At 67.7% G+C, this 13,474-nt stretch carries 14 protein-coding genes; 6 read left to right on the top strand and 8 right to left on the bottom strand.

Going from position 1 to position 13,474, the window contains the following annotated elements:
- The first annotated feature begins 140 nt into the window (after positions 1-140).
- The 6 genes from ACYX4S_RS04850 to ACYX4S_RS04825 all read left to right on the top strand — a co-directional run bounded on the left by ACYX4S_RS04850 (position 141) and on the right by ACYX4S_RS04825 (position 4,275).
- Positions 141-386 carry a zinc-finger domain-containing protein gene (locus ACYX4S_RS04850; RefSeq protein WP_293724552.1) on the top strand — a complete coding sequence of 82 codons (246 nt, stop codon included), beginning with the start codon at positions 141-143 and terminating at the stop codon, positions 384-386.
- A 35-nt stretch (positions 387-421) separates the two neighbouring features.
- A complete protein-coding gene (locus ACYX4S_RS04845; protein WP_476362095.1) occupies positions 422-1,624 on the top strand; it encodes an FAD-dependent monooxygenase in 1,203 nt (400 codons plus the stop codon).
- Positions 1,625-1,664: 40 nt separating this feature from the next.
- Positions 1,665-2,420, top strand: coding sequence for a competence/damage-inducible protein A (locus ACYX4S_RS04840; protein ID WP_476362094.1), 756 nt, complete (start codon positions 1,665-1,667; stop codon positions 2,418-2,420).
- Between the two features lie 42 nt (positions 2,421-2,462).
- Entirely contained in the window at positions 2,463-2,972 is a 510-nt protein-coding gene (gene gpt / locus ACYX4S_RS04835; RefSeq protein WP_293724546.1) for a xanthine phosphoribosyltransferase, read from the top strand.
- A gap of 114 nt (positions 2,973-3,086) precedes the next feature.
- Positions 3,087-3,392 (top strand): hypothetical protein, encoded by a 306-nt coding sequence (locus tag ACYX4S_RS04830; RefSeq protein ID WP_476362093.1) that lies wholly within the window; start codon positions 3,087-3,089, stop codon positions 3,390-3,392.
- A 169-nt stretch (positions 3,393-3,561) separates the two neighbouring features.
- Positions 3,562-4,275, top strand: coding sequence for a L,D-transpeptidase (locus ACYX4S_RS04825; protein ID WP_476362092.1), 714 nt, complete (start codon positions 3,562-3,564; stop codon positions 4,273-4,275).
- Between the two features lie 126 nt (positions 4,276-4,401).
- Here ACYX4S_RS04825 and sfsA read toward each other — a convergent pair whose 3' ends face one another.
- The 8 genes from sfsA to ACYX4S_RS04785 all read right to left on the bottom strand — a co-directional run bounded on the left by sfsA (position 4,402) and on the right by ACYX4S_RS04785 (position 13,472).
- Positions 4,402-5,106 carry a DNA/RNA nuclease SfsA gene (gene sfsA, locus ACYX4S_RS04820; RefSeq protein ID WP_476362091.1) on the bottom strand — a complete coding sequence of 235 codons (705 nt, stop codon included), beginning with the start codon at positions 5,104-5,106 and terminating at the stop codon, positions 4,402-4,404.
- A gap of 32 nt (positions 5,107-5,138) precedes the next feature.
- Complete coding sequence (locus tag ACYX4S_RS04815; protein WP_293724622.1) at positions 5,139-6,563, bottom strand: TrkH family potassium uptake protein; 1,425 nt, start codon at positions 6,561-6,563, stop codon at positions 5,139-5,141.
- Between the two features lie 246 nt (positions 6,564-6,809).
- Positions 6,810-8,312, bottom strand: a complete 1,503-nt coding sequence (locus ACYX4S_RS04810) for a 3-hydroxyacyl-CoA dehydrogenase (protein ID WP_476362090.1) — start codon at positions 8,310-8,312, stop codon at positions 6,810-6,812.
- Positions 8,309-9,325 carry an NADPH:quinone oxidoreductase family protein gene (locus ACYX4S_RS04805; RefSeq protein ID WP_476362089.1) on the bottom strand — a complete coding sequence of 339 codons (1,017 nt, stop codon included), beginning with the start codon at positions 9,323-9,325 and terminating at the stop codon, positions 8,309-8,311. Before ACYX4S_RS04805 ends, ACYX4S_RS04810 begins: the two co-directional genes overlap by 4 nt.
- Entirely contained in the window at positions 9,322-10,839 is a 1,518-nt protein-coding gene (locus ACYX4S_RS04800) for a 3-hydroxyacyl-CoA dehydrogenase family protein (protein ID WP_476362088.1), read from the bottom strand. The genes ACYX4S_RS04805 and ACYX4S_RS04800 overlap by 4 nt, the downstream gene beginning before the upstream one ends.
- A complete protein-coding gene (locus tag ACYX4S_RS04795; protein WP_476362087.1) occupies positions 10,836-12,002 on the bottom strand; it encodes an acyl-CoA dehydrogenase family protein in 1,167 nt (388 codons plus the stop codon). The genes ACYX4S_RS04800 and ACYX4S_RS04795 overlap by 4 nt, the downstream gene beginning before the upstream one ends.
- A complete protein-coding gene (locus tag ACYX4S_RS04790; RefSeq protein ID WP_476362086.1) occupies positions 12,002-12,706 on the bottom strand; it encodes an SDR family NAD(P)-dependent oxidoreductase in 705 nt (234 codons plus the stop codon). Before ACYX4S_RS04790 ends, ACYX4S_RS04795 begins: the two co-directional genes overlap by 1 nt.
- Positions 12,699-13,472 carry an enoyl-CoA hydratase/isomerase family protein gene (locus ACYX4S_RS04785; RefSeq protein ID WP_476362085.1) on the bottom strand — a complete coding sequence of 258 codons (774 nt, stop codon included), beginning with the start codon at positions 13,470-13,472 and terminating at the stop codon, positions 12,699-12,701. The genes ACYX4S_RS04790 and ACYX4S_RS04785 overlap by 8 nt, the downstream gene beginning before the upstream one ends.
- Positions 13,473-13,474: the final 2 nt, after the last annotated feature.

The following is a 13,474-nucleotide window of genomic DNA, read 5'->3' as shown; positions in this document are numbered from 1 at the left end:
GCGGGGACATGCGCAGTTTTGCCCTGTTCAAGCCTCGCCTTCCTGCGTATGGTCCGCCCCGAAACAAAGTGAAAAGGCCCGTGAGGGCAACGGTACAGGTGCCCGCAGATCACGGGCGTCCCAAGGCAAGGATGATAGCGATGGCGGATGCAGTGATCCCCCATTTCCAGAACGACGGCGGTCATGACGTGGTCGAGATCGGCGCGAAGGAGTTCCAGTGCGTCGGCGCCCGTCCGCCCTTCGATCACCCGCATGTCTTCCTCGACATGGGTGACGAGACCGAGATCGTCTGCCCCTACTGCTCGACGCTTTACCGCTACAATTCCTCGCTCGGTGCGCGCGAAAGCAATCCGTCCGACTGCATCTGGTCGCCCGCCGCCGCCTGACGGCGTCTCGTCCCGCCCCGCGCCCGGAGAGGCACATGTCGACCCTTTCGCCGGCCCGTGAGCCGCTGCTGATCGCCGGCGCCGGCATCGGCGGGCTGACCACGGCCGTCGCCCTGTCGCGACGCTCGATTCCCTCCGTGGTCGTCGAGCAGGCCGAGGAACTCGCCCCGGTGGGGTCCGGCCTCCAGCTTTCCCCCAATGCGGTTCATGTCCTGCGACGGCTCGGACTGGAAGAGGCCCTGCTGCGCCATGCCGTCGCCCCGCGCGCGGTGTCCATCCAGGGCGGCGAAAGCGGGCGCACGATCGCCGAAGTCCCCCTTGGCGCCACCGCCGTCGAGCGCTACGGCGCGCCCTATCTGGTGATCCACCGCGCCGACCTGCAGGGCGTCCTTCACGAGGCCGCCAAGCTTTCGGCCGGCATCACGCTGACCTTCGGAACCGGGCTCGTCGATGCGCGGCAGACCGAAGGGCGCGTGCGCCTGACCACAGAGCGCGACGGCCTGTCCGACATTCTCGCCGGCAGTGGTCTCGTCGCCGCCGACGGCGTGTGGTCGACGGTGCGGCGCAAGGTCATGAACATCCGCCAGGCGGTCTACAGCGGACGCACCGCCTATCGCGCCGTGATCCCCATTGACGACGTTCCCCCGGAATGGCGTGACGTCACCGGCCTCTGGATGGGGCGCGACGCCCATGTGGTCCACTATCCGGTGAGTGCTGGAACCCGGTTCAACATCGTGGTGGTCGTCAAGGAGGACTGGCGCGAGGAAACCTGGTCGGGGCCCGCCGACCGGGGCGCGCTTCTCGCCCGCTTCGCGCGCTGGTCGCCGCGCTGCCGGGGGCTGCTGGAACGCCCCGAAAGCTGGCTCAAGTGGGCCCTGTGCGGCATGGATCCGGGCATGCGCTGGGTTGATGGCCGCGTCGCGCTGCTGGGCGATGCCGCCCACGCCATGCTGCCCTTCGCCGCCCAGGGCGCCGCCATGTCGATCGAGGATGCCGACGCCCTGGCCCGTGCGATGGAAACGGCCGGGGACGTGCCCGAGGCCTTTGCCGCCTATGAGGCGGCACGGCACGGCCGCGCCGAACGCGTGCTGCGCCTTGCCCGCGAAAACGACCGCATCTATCACATGAGCGGACCGATGGCCTTCGCGCGCGACATGGTCATGCGCACGCTGTCGCCCGAACGGCTTCTCGCCCGCCTCGATTGGCTGTATGGATGGCAGCCGCCGCGGGACGCATGAGCGCGTGGCCGCAGATCAGCACGAATCCGGGACCGACACCATGAGCGGCGAAAGCAAGGACAAGATCGTCACCGCGGCGTTTCTCGTCATCGGCGACGAGATCCTGTCCGGGCGGACCAAGGACAAGAACATCGGCTATCTGGCCGACTTCCTGACCGCACTGGGCATCGACCTGTCCGAGGTGCGCATCGTGCCCGACGAAGAGGACAGGATCGTGGAGGCGGTGAACGCGCTGCGCGCCCGCTATACGTATGTCTTTACCTCAGGCGGCATCGGACCGACCCACGACGACATCACCGCCGATTCCATCGCCGCCGCCTTCGGCGTGCCGATCGACCATGATCCGCGCGCGGTGAAGATCCTCACCGACTTCTACCCGCAGGGACAGGTCACCGAGGCCCGGCTTCGCATGGCCCGCATTCCCCAGGGCGCCGACCTGATCGAGAATGCCGTCTCCAGGGCGCCGGGCTTTCGCATCGGCAACGTGCATGTGATGGCCGGCGTGCCGTCGGTCATGCAGTCCATGCTCGACGCCATCGGCCCCACGCTGGAGACCGGCACCAGGATCCTGTCGCGCGCCATCGACGCCGATCTGCCGGAAAGCCGTATCGCCGGCCCCTTGCGCGAGATCCAGGAAGCCTACCCCGGCACCATGATCGGGTCCTACCCGCGCTCGATCGATGGCCGCTTCTCGACCCAGATCGTCGTGCGCTCGCGCGACGAGAACCTGCTCGACACGGCTGCCGAGGCCGTGAGCGCGGCGGTTGCCGCGGCCATAGCCGCCCGTTCCGCCTGATCCAATCCAACCCGCCGCCCCGGCACCGACGACGAGACTGTGATGGAAAACCCGACTCAGCCGAAAGCCTTTCCCGTTTCCTGGGACCAGTTCCACCGCGATTCACGCGCGCTCGCCTGGCGCCTGTCGGGACAGGGCAAGTGGGAAGCCATCGTGTGCATCACCCGTGGCGGTCTGGTTCCGGCGGCCATCGTGGCACGCGAGCTCGGCATCCGCATGATCGAGACGGTCTGCATCGCCTCCTATCACGATTACGAGAGCCAGGGAGACCTGCAGGTGATCAAGCCGGTCGACCCGGCCGTCATCGATCTCGACGGCGGCAAGGGTGCAAGCGTGCTCGTGATCGACGACCTGGTCGACACCGGCAAGACCGCGCGCGTCGTGCGCGAGATGCTGCCCGACGCCCATTTCGCCACCGTTTACGCCAAGCCCATGGGGCGCCCGCTGGTCGACACTTTCGTCACCGAGGTATCCCAGGACACCTGGATCTACTTCCCCTGGGACATGGGCTGGCAGTTCCAGCCGCCGATCGCCCATTCCACCCAGGGCTGAGCCGGCGCGCCCCCCATTTTCCGCAAACGTGGAATCCGCCGCGATTTCGGCGCAATTTGCGATACACAAGGGGACATGAGCGGTCTTCTCGCCAGATGTCGCCACGGCCTGACCGTGTGCCTTCTCCTTGCCTTCGCGCTTCACGCGGGCGGGGCGTTTCCCCATGCGGTGGCAAACCGTGCGGCCGAGGCCGCGCGCCAGCTTGCCATGCAGAAGGGAGCGGATGGCCAGACGAGCCGGGCGCCCGCGTCACGTCCCTGCCAGCAGATCTGGGCCAAGTGCGCGCCCTACCTTTATCCGGCTGCCGCCGGTCTCGACACACCGGAGCCGGTCGTCCACCCGCGCCCGCGCGGAACACTGCGACTTCTGGCACTCGCCGACCCCGGTTTCGACGGTCCGCCCCCTCGCGTTCGGGCCTGAAAACCTCTCGTTAGAACTTTTCGAGGGAACCTGACCCGCGTCTTGCGGGTTCTATCAAGGCCCGCATGCGGAAACGGACCTCGCCGACGGCGGGGCATCGCCTGCCCGGCCGCACCCGCCTCTCGACCGGCGGCGTGACCGACCCAAGTGACACGACATGAAGAGAACAATGCCAGAAACCCTTGCCGCGCCGTCGCGGCGCGCCGTGCTCGCCGGTTTCGCCGGCCTTTCCGCGCTCACCCTCGCCGGTTGCCAGACCGGGCGGAACCCGCGTATCGCGCAGGCGGGGGCCGTGGCGCCGCGTCGCGTGATCGATCCCTATTACCTTCAGATGTACGCGGCCATGCCCGAGGAGAAGTACCCGGTGCCGGCGGTGGATCTGAGCAAGCTGGATCCCGTGTACTTCCGCCAGGTCGTGCCCTATCGCACCACCGAGCGCCCGGGCACCCTGGTCGTCGACACCCCCAACCGCTTTCTCTATCTCGTGATGGAGAACGGAGAGGCCCTGCGCTATGGCGTCGGCATCGGCCGTGCGGGCTTCTCCTGGGGCGGACGCGCGCGCATCGCCTACAAGCGCGCCTGGCCGCGCTGGACGCCGCCGTCCGAGATGATCGAGCGTCAGCCGGAGCTGGAAAAATACCGCAACGGCATGGAACCGGGTCTGGAGAACCCTCTCGGCGCGCGCGCTCTCTACATCTTCGAGGGCGGGCGTGACACGCTGTACCGCATCCACGGCACGCTTGAGACCTGGTCCATCGGCCGCGCCGTGTCCTCGGGCTGCGTGCGCCTGCTGAACCAGGACGTCATCGATCTGGCGAACCGGGTGCCAAACGACACGCCGATCACGGTGATCCAGGGACCGTCCGAGGCACCGGCCACCTGACGGCTCCGGTTACAGGCGCCAACTCACCATGGCGCCAACGCACGCCACCCAACGCTATAATGGCCCGCGCCCGCATGGAGCGCGGGCTTTTTCGTTCGGGCGGGTGCGACCGTCAGAGCGCGAACATCAGATCGCGAGCGTCACCGGCCGGTCGGCGACGATCTCGTCCTCGGTGATACGGCACCCTACCGCATAGGCCTCGACCCCGGCGGCCCGCGCCGCCTCGAAGGCACGCGCATAGGCCGGGTCGATGTCGTCGGCAAGCGACAGGCGCTCGCAGTCGGGCCGCTGCACCAGGTAGACCATGGCGGCCCTCGCGCCCTCGCCCACCATCGTCGCCATCTCGTCCAGATGCTTGGCGCCGCGCGCCGTCACCGAATCGGGAAACTCCGCAAGGCCCGGCCGGCGCATCAGGTGGACGTTCTTCACCTCCACGTAGACGGACCGACCGTCGGCCTCCTCCAGCAGGATGTCGATGCGCGAGTTGCGGCCGTATTTCACCTCGCGCCGCAGCGACGTGAAGTCCGCAAGCTCCGGGATCGCACCGGCGCGCAACGCCTCCTCGACAAGCGTGTTGGGATGCGCGGTGTTGATCCCCACAAGCACCCCGTCGGCTTCCACCAGTTCCCAGGAGAAGGCGAGCTTGCGCTTCGGATTGTCGGAGCGCGACAGCCACACACGGGCGCCGGGCTCCTTGAGGCCGGTCATGGCGCCGGGGTTGGCGCAGTGGGCGGTCACCTCCTCGCCGCTGCCGTCGAGGACGACATCGGCGAGAAACCGCTTGTAGCGCTTCACCAGACGCGCGGACACGAGCGGGGCGGGAAAACGCATGGGCAAGCTCCTGGCGGGCTGTTGATGCCGGCTCAGCGCGACCAGAAGTCGGGGTCGAGCAGCACGATGACGGTGAAGAGTTCGAGCCGGCCCATCAGCATGGCGAAGGAGAGGATCCACTTCGCACCGTCCGGCAGCGAGGAGAAGTTGCCCGCCGGGCCGATGATCGGACCGATGCCCGGTCCCACGTTGCCGACCGACGTCGCCGCCGCCGACAGCGCGGTCAGCAGGTCGAGGTCGAAGGCGGCGAGCGCCAGCGTGATCACGCCGACCGTGCCCATGTAGACCACGAGGAAGGCAAGCACCGAGAAGGAGAGCTCCTGCGTCAGCCGCGTGTTGCCGTAAAGCTCCGGCACGACGCGGTTCGGCCGCACCATGCGGCGCAGGTGGGCGCGCACGGTGCCGAAGAACACCAGGAAACGGAAGATCTTGATGCCGCCCGTGGTCGAGCCCGTGCAGCCGCCGACGAACTTCAGCAGCAGCGCCAGCACGACGATGGGCGCCCCCCAAGTGGTGTAGTCGCCATAGGCGTAGCCGGTGCCGGTGACCACCGCGATCATGTTGAAGGCGGACATGCGCAGGGCATCCTCGAACTCCACCCGGTGCACGAGGCCGATGTAGACGGTCACGGCGAGCGACACGATGACGATGAAGCCGAGGAAGGCGCGCACCTGCGGATCGCGCCACAGGGCCATGGGTTCGCCGCGCAGGCCCTGGATGATGAGCACGAAGGGCAGCGCGCCGATCACCATGAAGACGATGGCGATCCAGGCCGTCGCCGGCGCGGTGAAATAGGCGAAGGACGCGTCATGGGTGGAATAGCCGCCCGTGCTGACGGTCGTGAACGCGTGGTTCACCGCGTCGAAGGGCTCCATACCGCTCGCCCAGTAGGCGAGGCCGCAAAGCGCCGTCAGGAACAGGTAGGACACGCCGATGAGGCGCACCAGCTCGATGGAACGGGCAACGATCTTCTCGCTGCGGTCGGAATTCTCGCTCTGGAAAAGCTGCATGCCGCCGATGCGCAGGAACGGCAGCAGAACGATGGCCATGACGATGATGCCGACGCCGCCCATCCACTGCATGAGCGAACGCCACACGAGCAGTCCGGGAGGCAGGCCGTCGAGACCCGAGAGCACGGTGGAGCCGGTCGTGGTGAAGCCCGACACGGCCTCGAACACCGCATCCGCATAGCCCACGCCCAGCCACAGGAACGGCAGCGCGCCGAAGGCCGGCAGCGTGACCCAGGACAGCGTGGTGAGGATGAACGTCTGGCGCATGTTGAGCCCGTCGCCCAGCGATCCGCCAACGGCGACGGACAGCAGCAGGCCGATGAGCCCGGTGATGAGCGCGGACATGACGAAGGCCTGCCAGTCGGCATTGCGCGCCGCGACATCGACCATCGCCGGAATCAGCATGGCCGTGGCAAGCCCCACGTGGAGGAAGCCGAGAACGTTCAGAACGGGGCGCAGCGAAATCACGTGCCGGGCGTCTCTCGTCGTCAATGACTCGGCAAAGCCTTAGCCCATTTCCGGCCCGAACCCTACCCCGATTTGAAAGGATCGGACCCGGCCTTCACGGATCGCCGCCCGGGATGTGCCGACATGGGACCGGGCGCGTTCAAGCCCCCGTGTCCGCCCGCACCGCCATGCCGGACCGTTCGCCCCCCTCGCCCGTTCGCGCGATGCGCCTGGCGAGGGGCGTCGTCACCCTCTCGCGATCCTGCGCAACTTGACCGATGCACGATAGCGGTCATCACCATAGCTTTCGTACATGCCATCGAGGATCGCCAGCAGCCGGCCCGCGCCGAAATGCCCTGCCCATTCGAGCGGCCCCCTGGGGTAGTTGAGCCCGAAGCGCATCGCGGTATCCACGCCCTCGACGCTGGCAACGCCCGTCAGCACGGCCTCGGCCGCCTCGCTCGCCAGCATCGCCAGGGTCCGGGCCACGACAAGGCCAGGGGTGTCATCTAGCACATGAGCCCGTATCCCCGCGGCCGCGAACAGCGCCACCGCGTCATTCAGCGCCTCCGGCGGGGCCGCGTCGTGCGCCGCGATCGCGATATCCGTCACGCTGGAGTAGTCGTCGGCAAGGTCGAAGACGACGAGCCCCCTCGCCGCCGTTTCCTCGCGCAAGGTGGCCGGACGCCCGTCCGTGACGGTCAGGCACGCGCTTCCGAAGGACAGGACGCAGTCCCCCTCCCCCTGCTCGAGACGCAGTTCCACGCCGTTGTCCCGAAGCCGGGACAACAATCCCGCCAATGGCGCGCTGTCGCCGGAAACCGTCACGACACCGTCCACGGGGCGCGGCTGGAACGGCTCGGTGGCCGGCTCCTCCCCGTCGTAGTCGTAGAACCCGCGACCGGACTTGCGGCCCAGGCGACCGGCGGCGACCATCTCCCCCTGCAACTGCGAGGGACGGTAGCGCGGATCGCCGAAATAGGCCTCGAATGTCGAGCGGGTAACTGCGGAATTGACGTCGTTGCCGATCAGGTCCATCAGCCGGAACGGCCCCATGGGGAACCCGGCTCCCGCCGTCAGCAGCGTGTCCACCAGAGCGGGCGGAGCCGCGCCTTCCTCCACCACGCGAAGCGCCTCGGCATAAAAGGGCCGGGCCACCCGGTTGACGATAAAGCCCGGGGTCGACTTCGCATGGACGGGCTTCTTGCCCCAGCGTGCCGCCGTTTCGAAGATGCAGCCGGCCACCCCGGGGTCGGTGGCAAGACCCGAGACGACCTCCACCAGCTTCATCACCGGCGCCGGATTGAAGAAGTGCATTCCCACGAGATTGCCCGGGCGTTGCAGGCCGGCCCCGATGGCGGTGACGGAGATCGAGGATGTGTTGGTCGCAAGGATCGCCGTTTCGGACAGGATCTCTTCAAGGTCGCCGAAGAGCTGGCGCTTGATGTCGAGGCGCTCGACGATGGCCTCGATCACCAGGCCTGCCGGGGCAAGGTCCTTCAGCTCACCGGCCAGACGGATGCGCCCGACAAGCGCATTCGCGTCCGCCCTGGCCATGCGTCCCCGCGCGACACGGCGTTCCAGCCCCTCGGACAGGCGCGCCAGGCCGGCGGCGGCGGCTCCCGGAACGGCATCGTAGAGCAGAACATCATGACCGCCGGCCGCCGCGACCTGCGCGATGCCGGCCCCCATCGTGCCCGCCCCCACGACCGCGACGACGACGTCGGTTCCCAGTGGCTCCCCGCTCATGCCGTGCCTCCGTCCCAAAGCCTGTCGGGGACAAGGACGATCTTTCCTCGCGCGGCTCCCTGTTCCAGCGCCTCGAAGGCATCGTGGATGCGCGAAAGCGGCAGCTTGCTGGAAATGCGTGGCTTCAGCCGCCCCTCCCGCCAAAGTCCGAAGATGCGCTCCTGCGCGTCTCGAACCCTGGCGAGGTCCCTTTTGCGGTAGTCCGTCCACTGCAGGCCGGAAACAGAAATGTTCTTGACCAGCAGATAGTTCGCCCGGAAGGAGGGAATGTCGCCGGCGGCAAAGCCGATGACCACGTAGCGCCCTTCCCAGGCCATGGCCCGCAAGGCGGCTTCGGCGACCGGACCGCCAACCGGATCGATCACGACATCCGCCCCGTGTCCGTCGGTCAACTCCAGAACATGTGCCCGCAGACTGTCGCGGAGGTCCGGGGCGGCCGTGTCGACAACGGCGTCCGCTCCCAGTTCACGAGCCACCCGCGCGCCCTCGGCTCCTCGTGTCGCCGCGATCACCTGGCGCGCGCCCAGCGCGCGCGCAAGCTGGATGGTGGCCATGCCGATACCTCCGCTCGCACCGAGAACCAGAACCCGGTCGGCCGGCCTGAAGTCGGCGCGGGCGAAAAGACCGAACCAGGACGTCTGGTACACGAGGCCCAACGCGGCCGCGATGTCGGAGGGCACATCGTCGGGCACGGCGAAGCAGTGATCGGCCTTCACCGCCACCCTTTCCGCATGCATGCCGTGAACCGGCAGCGCCAGGACGCGCTGGCCCACCGTGAAGTCCCCGACCGCGCTCCCTGCGGAAAGCACGCGACCGACGCCTCCAAGCCCCGGGGCGAACGGCAGCGGGACCTTGACCTGATAGCGACCCTCCACATGCAGGATGTCGGGAAAGTTGACCTCGGACGCCTCGACTTCCAGGAGGAGTTCATCATCGCCGGCAACCGGTTCGGCAAGGTCGCCGACCCGGAGGTCGCGCCAGGGGCCGTACTGGGTGACGAGCGCGGCCCTCACGACGCACCCGCCTTCGCCCGGTCGGCGGCGATCACGGCTGCACGGGCCGGGATGAAGCCCGGCAGCCCGGTCATGCGATGGATGGCGGTCGTCACCGCCCAGTGACGGGCAAGACCGCCACGGACGGTCCGCTCGATCGGGCCGTCGGGATAGCCGAGCCCGAGGCTGCAGGTCTTGTCCATGTCCTCGGCAGAGGCAAGGCCGTCGTCGAGGAAGCGCAGCGCAGCGTTGTACTTGGGACGGACAAGCCGATCGACGATACGCCCGGGCCTGTCGGCGCACACAACGGTTTCGAGGCCGGCCACCTCGAACACGGCACGGGCGGCCTCGACCGCCGCCGGGCTGGTGTCGGGCTGACACACGATCTCGACGAGACGCGAGGGAGCGTCCGCACCGTTCCGGTAGCGCGCGAAACCGACGACATTCGAACCTTCGCGTCCCGGGGTCTCTTCTCCGGTATGGTGGGCGAGGCACTCGGTATCGAGTTCGACCAGCACGGCGAGCCTGGCGGGATCCGGCGCATAGGCTCCCCCGAGGCAAACCGTGACGTCGCCCGTTTCGGTTGCGGCGGACAGGAAAGCGTCGCCTGCGGGAAACGAGCGGCTTTCATTCGTCCCGGCAAGCGTGAAGTCCGGGGCCTCGGTCGCCTTTTCGCGCGACAGTCCGCTGAGCAGCCCGCGCCCGGATTTTGCGCCCAGGCGTCCGGCCGCCACCATCCGGCGCAGGATCGGCGGAACCGACGCGCGCGGGTCGAGCGTGATCGGATAGAACGCCTCGCCGAGGCGAACCTGGGTGTCCAGTCCGATCAGGTCGATCAGGCGGCACGGCCCCATCTTGTATCCGAGCCCCGTGCAGATCGCGGTATCGATGTCCTCGGGCGTCGCGACACCCGCCTCGACCGCGCGCAGGACGTCGTTGTTGAACGGCACCAGGAGCGCATTGAGAATGAAGCCCGGCCGGTCCCGGGTTTCGACGGGAAGCTGGCCCGCGGCTTCCGTCCACGCCCAGGCGGCGGCGAAGGCCTCGTCGTCCGTGTTCAGCCCGCGCGACATCTCGATCAGCTTCATCAACTGGGCCGGCAGGCAGAAATGCATGCCGACGACCCGGTCCTCACGACCGCACCCGCCGGCGATCTGCGTGATCGAGAGGGTGGAGGTGTTGGACGCGAAGATCGTCCGCGGGCCGCACACCTCGTTGAGACGGGAGAAGAGCTCCCGCTTGGTTTCGAGATCCTCGAAGATCGCCTCGATCACAAGATCGCAATCGGCAAGCGCGGAAAGGTCGGTCGCATCGATCATGCGCGCGAGCGCGGCCTCGCGCTCCGCCTCGCTCATGCGCCCCTTCGCGACGGCCTTGGCGAAAAAGTCTTCCGCCGCCTTGCGAGACCGCTCGAGCCCCTGTGCGGACTGGTCGAAGCACACCGTCTCGAAGCCCGCGCGGGCGGAGACCATCGCAATGCCCGCGCCCATGGTGCCGCCGGCGCCGCAGACGCCCACTTTCCTGATACTGGTCATTTGGCAACGAAGCTCCGTCCGAGAAGTTGACGATGGATCTGGTTGGTGCCTTCCCAGATCTGCGTGATCTTGGCGTCGCGCATCAGCCGTTCGGCGCGATAGTCCTGGCAGTAACCGTAGCCGCCGTGAAACTGGACGCATTCGATCGCCATCTTCATGGCGAGGTCCGAGGCACGCAGCTTGGCGACCGACGCCTCGAGCCCCATGTCCTCGATGCCCTGGTCCACGAGACCGCCGACGTAGTCGGTCCAGTGCTCCACCATCGCGAGTTCCGCCGCCAGGTCGGCGAGCGTGAACTGGTTCGCCTGGAAGTCGAGAACCCGCTTTCCGCCCTGCACCCGGTCGTTGCCATAGGCGACCATGTCCTTGAAGGCCGCGCGGGCGATCCCGCGGGCGTGGGCGGCAATGGAAGGGCGGGACTTGTTCAGCGAGGCGAGCAGGATCGCAAGACCGTCGCCCGGCGCGCCGAGCAGGTTGGCGCGCGGCACCCGGCAGTTGTCGAAGGACAGCGCACAGGTGGACGAGCCGTTGTGGCCCATCTTGTGTTCCTTGGAGACCACCTCGAAGCCCGGCGTTCCCTTCTCCAGGATCAGCACCGAGATGGACTTCTTCGGGTCCTCGATTTCGGACCACTTTCCAAACAGCAGATAGAGGTCCGCGACATCGCCGTTGGAGATGAAGATCTTGGATCCCTTCACGAGGATGTCGTCACCGTCGGGCGTGAAGGTCGTGCGCATTCCGGTGGCATCCGACCCGGCCGTGGACTCCGTGATCGCAAGGGCGCCGAGACCACCCTCGGCGATGCGCGGCAGCAGGCGGGCGCGCTGCTCGTCGTTGCCGTACTGGATCAGCGGCTTCATGCCGTGAAAGTTCGTCGCCCAGATGATGCCCGTGGACGCGCAGGCCTCGGAGATGACCGAAACGATCTCGAGGTAGAGGCGGTAGGACATGGGCATCCCGCCGTATTCCTCGGGCACGAAGACCGCATTGAGACCCAGTTCGTTGAGCGCACGAACGTTTTCCCAGGGAAACTCGCTGGTGCGATCGACATGTTCCGCGTTGGGCGCGATCACCTCGTCGGCAACCCGCTGCACCTGATCGAGGATCAGGCGTTCTTCCTCGTTCCACCCGCGCGTACGGGCAAGCTGTTCCAGCAGTTTCATCAGTGGTTCATCCCCTGGCCGCCGTCGATGTAGATGGTCTCCCCCGTCAGGAAGGGAGTCGCTTCGCTGATGAGGGATCCGACCAGACGCGCGACGTCGTCCGGGCGGCCCGGCCCGCCGGCCGGGATGCGTGTCTTCATCCAGGCCTGGACCTTCTCCCGGGCGAGATAGTCGCGGTTCAGGTCCGTCTCGATGTATCCGGGCGCGACATTGAGAACGCTGATGCCGTACCGCGCCCATTCCACCGCCATGACCCGAGTCATCGCGGCCACCGCGGCCTTGGAGGCGCAGTAGGCGAGGTTCCCCGGCGCGCCGATCTTGTCGAACAGCGAGCCGATGTTGACGACGGTTCCGCCCCGCTCCTGCAGGTGCGGAAAGATCTCACGCGCCGCGACCATGACGGCGGTGGCGTTGAGCGCCATGGTGCGCTCGAAGTCCTCGACGGAGAACGACGCCGCAGGCGCGGTGATGTGAACCCCCGCGTTGTTCACCAGCGCCGCGACGGGCCCCTCGGCGGCAATGCCCGCCATGACCTCGCGCACGGCCGCCTCGTCGGTCATGTCGCAGGCCACATGGCGGCCGAACTCTCCGGTTCCGGAGCGCGACAGGCAGACGACGTCCCTGCCTCGCGACACGAGATCCCTGGCGATGGCGAGGCCGATGCCCTTGGATCCTCCGGTGACGACGATCTGTCCCTCAGCCATCGGTGAACTCCGGTTTGCGTTTTTCCTCGAACGCCGCCATGCCCTCTTCGGCATCGCGGGTGCGGTAGGCCAGCGTCGAGAGCTCCGCCTCGATCTGGAGCCCTTCATGCAGGTTCAGGTCGCTTCCGCGCTGGATGGCGCGGCGGGCAAATTCGAGAACCGGAAGGCTGTAGCCGCTGAAGCGGCGGGCGAACTCGAGCCCGGCCTCCCGCAGGTCCCCCTCGCCCACCAGCCGATGGACCAGGCCGATCCGCTCCGCCTCCTCGGCCTTCACCGAACGGCCGGTCAGGATCATGTCGAGGGCCCGTGCCTCGCCGATCACGCGCGGCAGGCGCTGCGTTCCGCCATAACCGGGGATGAGCCCGAGCTTGACCTCCGGCAGCCCGAAGACCGCATTGGCGCTGCAAAGGCGGAACGTCGCCGCGAGCGCAAGTTCGAGCCCGCCTCCGAAGGCGTAGCCGTTGACCAGCGCCACCGAGGGAACCGGCAGCCGGTCGAGCCTGGCGAAGACCGCCTGGCCGAACTCGGCGCCGCGCCGCTGGTCGACCAGCGACCGGTTGCGCAGTTCCTTGATGTCGGCGCCGGCGCAGAACGCCTTGTCACCGGAACCGGTGATGAAAAGCGCCCGGATTCCCTCCATTCGCGCAGCCTCGTCCAGTGCCTCGCCGATTTCCGCGAGAATGGCGAAGGACAGTGCGTTGAGCGCTTCGGGACGGTTCAGCGTGAGGAGCGCGAACTCCTCCATCCGCTCCAGTCTGACGGACATGT

Source organism: Stappia sp. ABD4_338, from assembly GCF_056312175.1.
This window is presented reverse-complemented; position numbering and strand designations above follow the sequence as displayed.

Coding starts and splice junctions, on each gene's coding strand:
- ACYX4S_RS04850 (WP_293724552.1), top strand. CDS start 141: ATGGCGGATGCAGTGATCCCCCATTTCCAGAACGACGGCGGTCATGAC.
- ACYX4S_RS04845 (WP_476362095.1), top strand. CDS start 422: ATGTCGACCCTTTCGCCGGCCCGTGAGCCGCTGCTGATCGCCGGCGCC.
- ACYX4S_RS04840 (WP_476362094.1), top strand. CDS start 1,665: ATGAGCGGCGAAAGCAAGGACAAGATCGTCACCGCGGCGTTTCTCGTC.
- gpt (WP_293724546.1), top strand. CDS start 2,463: ATGGAAAACCCGACTCAGCCGAAAGCCTTTCCCGTTTCCTGGGACCAG.
- ACYX4S_RS04825 (WP_476362092.1), top strand. CDS start 3,562: ATGCCAGAAACCCTTGCCGCGCCGTCGCGGCGCGCCGTGCTCGCCGGT.
- sfsA (WP_476362091.1), bottom strand. CDS start 5,106: ATGCGTTTTCCCGCCCCGCTCGTGTCCGCGCGTCTGGTGAAGCGCTAC.
- ACYX4S_RS04810 (WP_476362090.1), bottom strand. CDS start 8,312: ATGAGCGGGGAGCCACTGGGAACCGACGTCGTCGTCGCGGTCGTGGGG.
- ACYX4S_RS04800 (WP_476362088.1), bottom strand. CDS start 10,839: ATGACCAGTATCAGGAAAGTGGGCGTCTGCGGCGCCGGCGGCACCATG.
- ACYX4S_RS04795 (WP_476362087.1), bottom strand. CDS start 12,002: ATGAAACTGCTGGAACAGCTTGCCCGTACGCGCGGGTGGAACGAGGAA.
- ACYX4S_RS04790 (WP_476362086.1), bottom strand. CDS start 12,706: ATGGCTGAGGGACAGATCGTCGTCACCGGAGGATCCAAGGGCATCGGC.
- ACYX4S_RS04785 (WP_476362085.1), bottom strand. CDS start 13,472: ATGTCCGTCAGACTGGAGCGGATGGAGGAGTTCGCGCTCCTCACGCTG.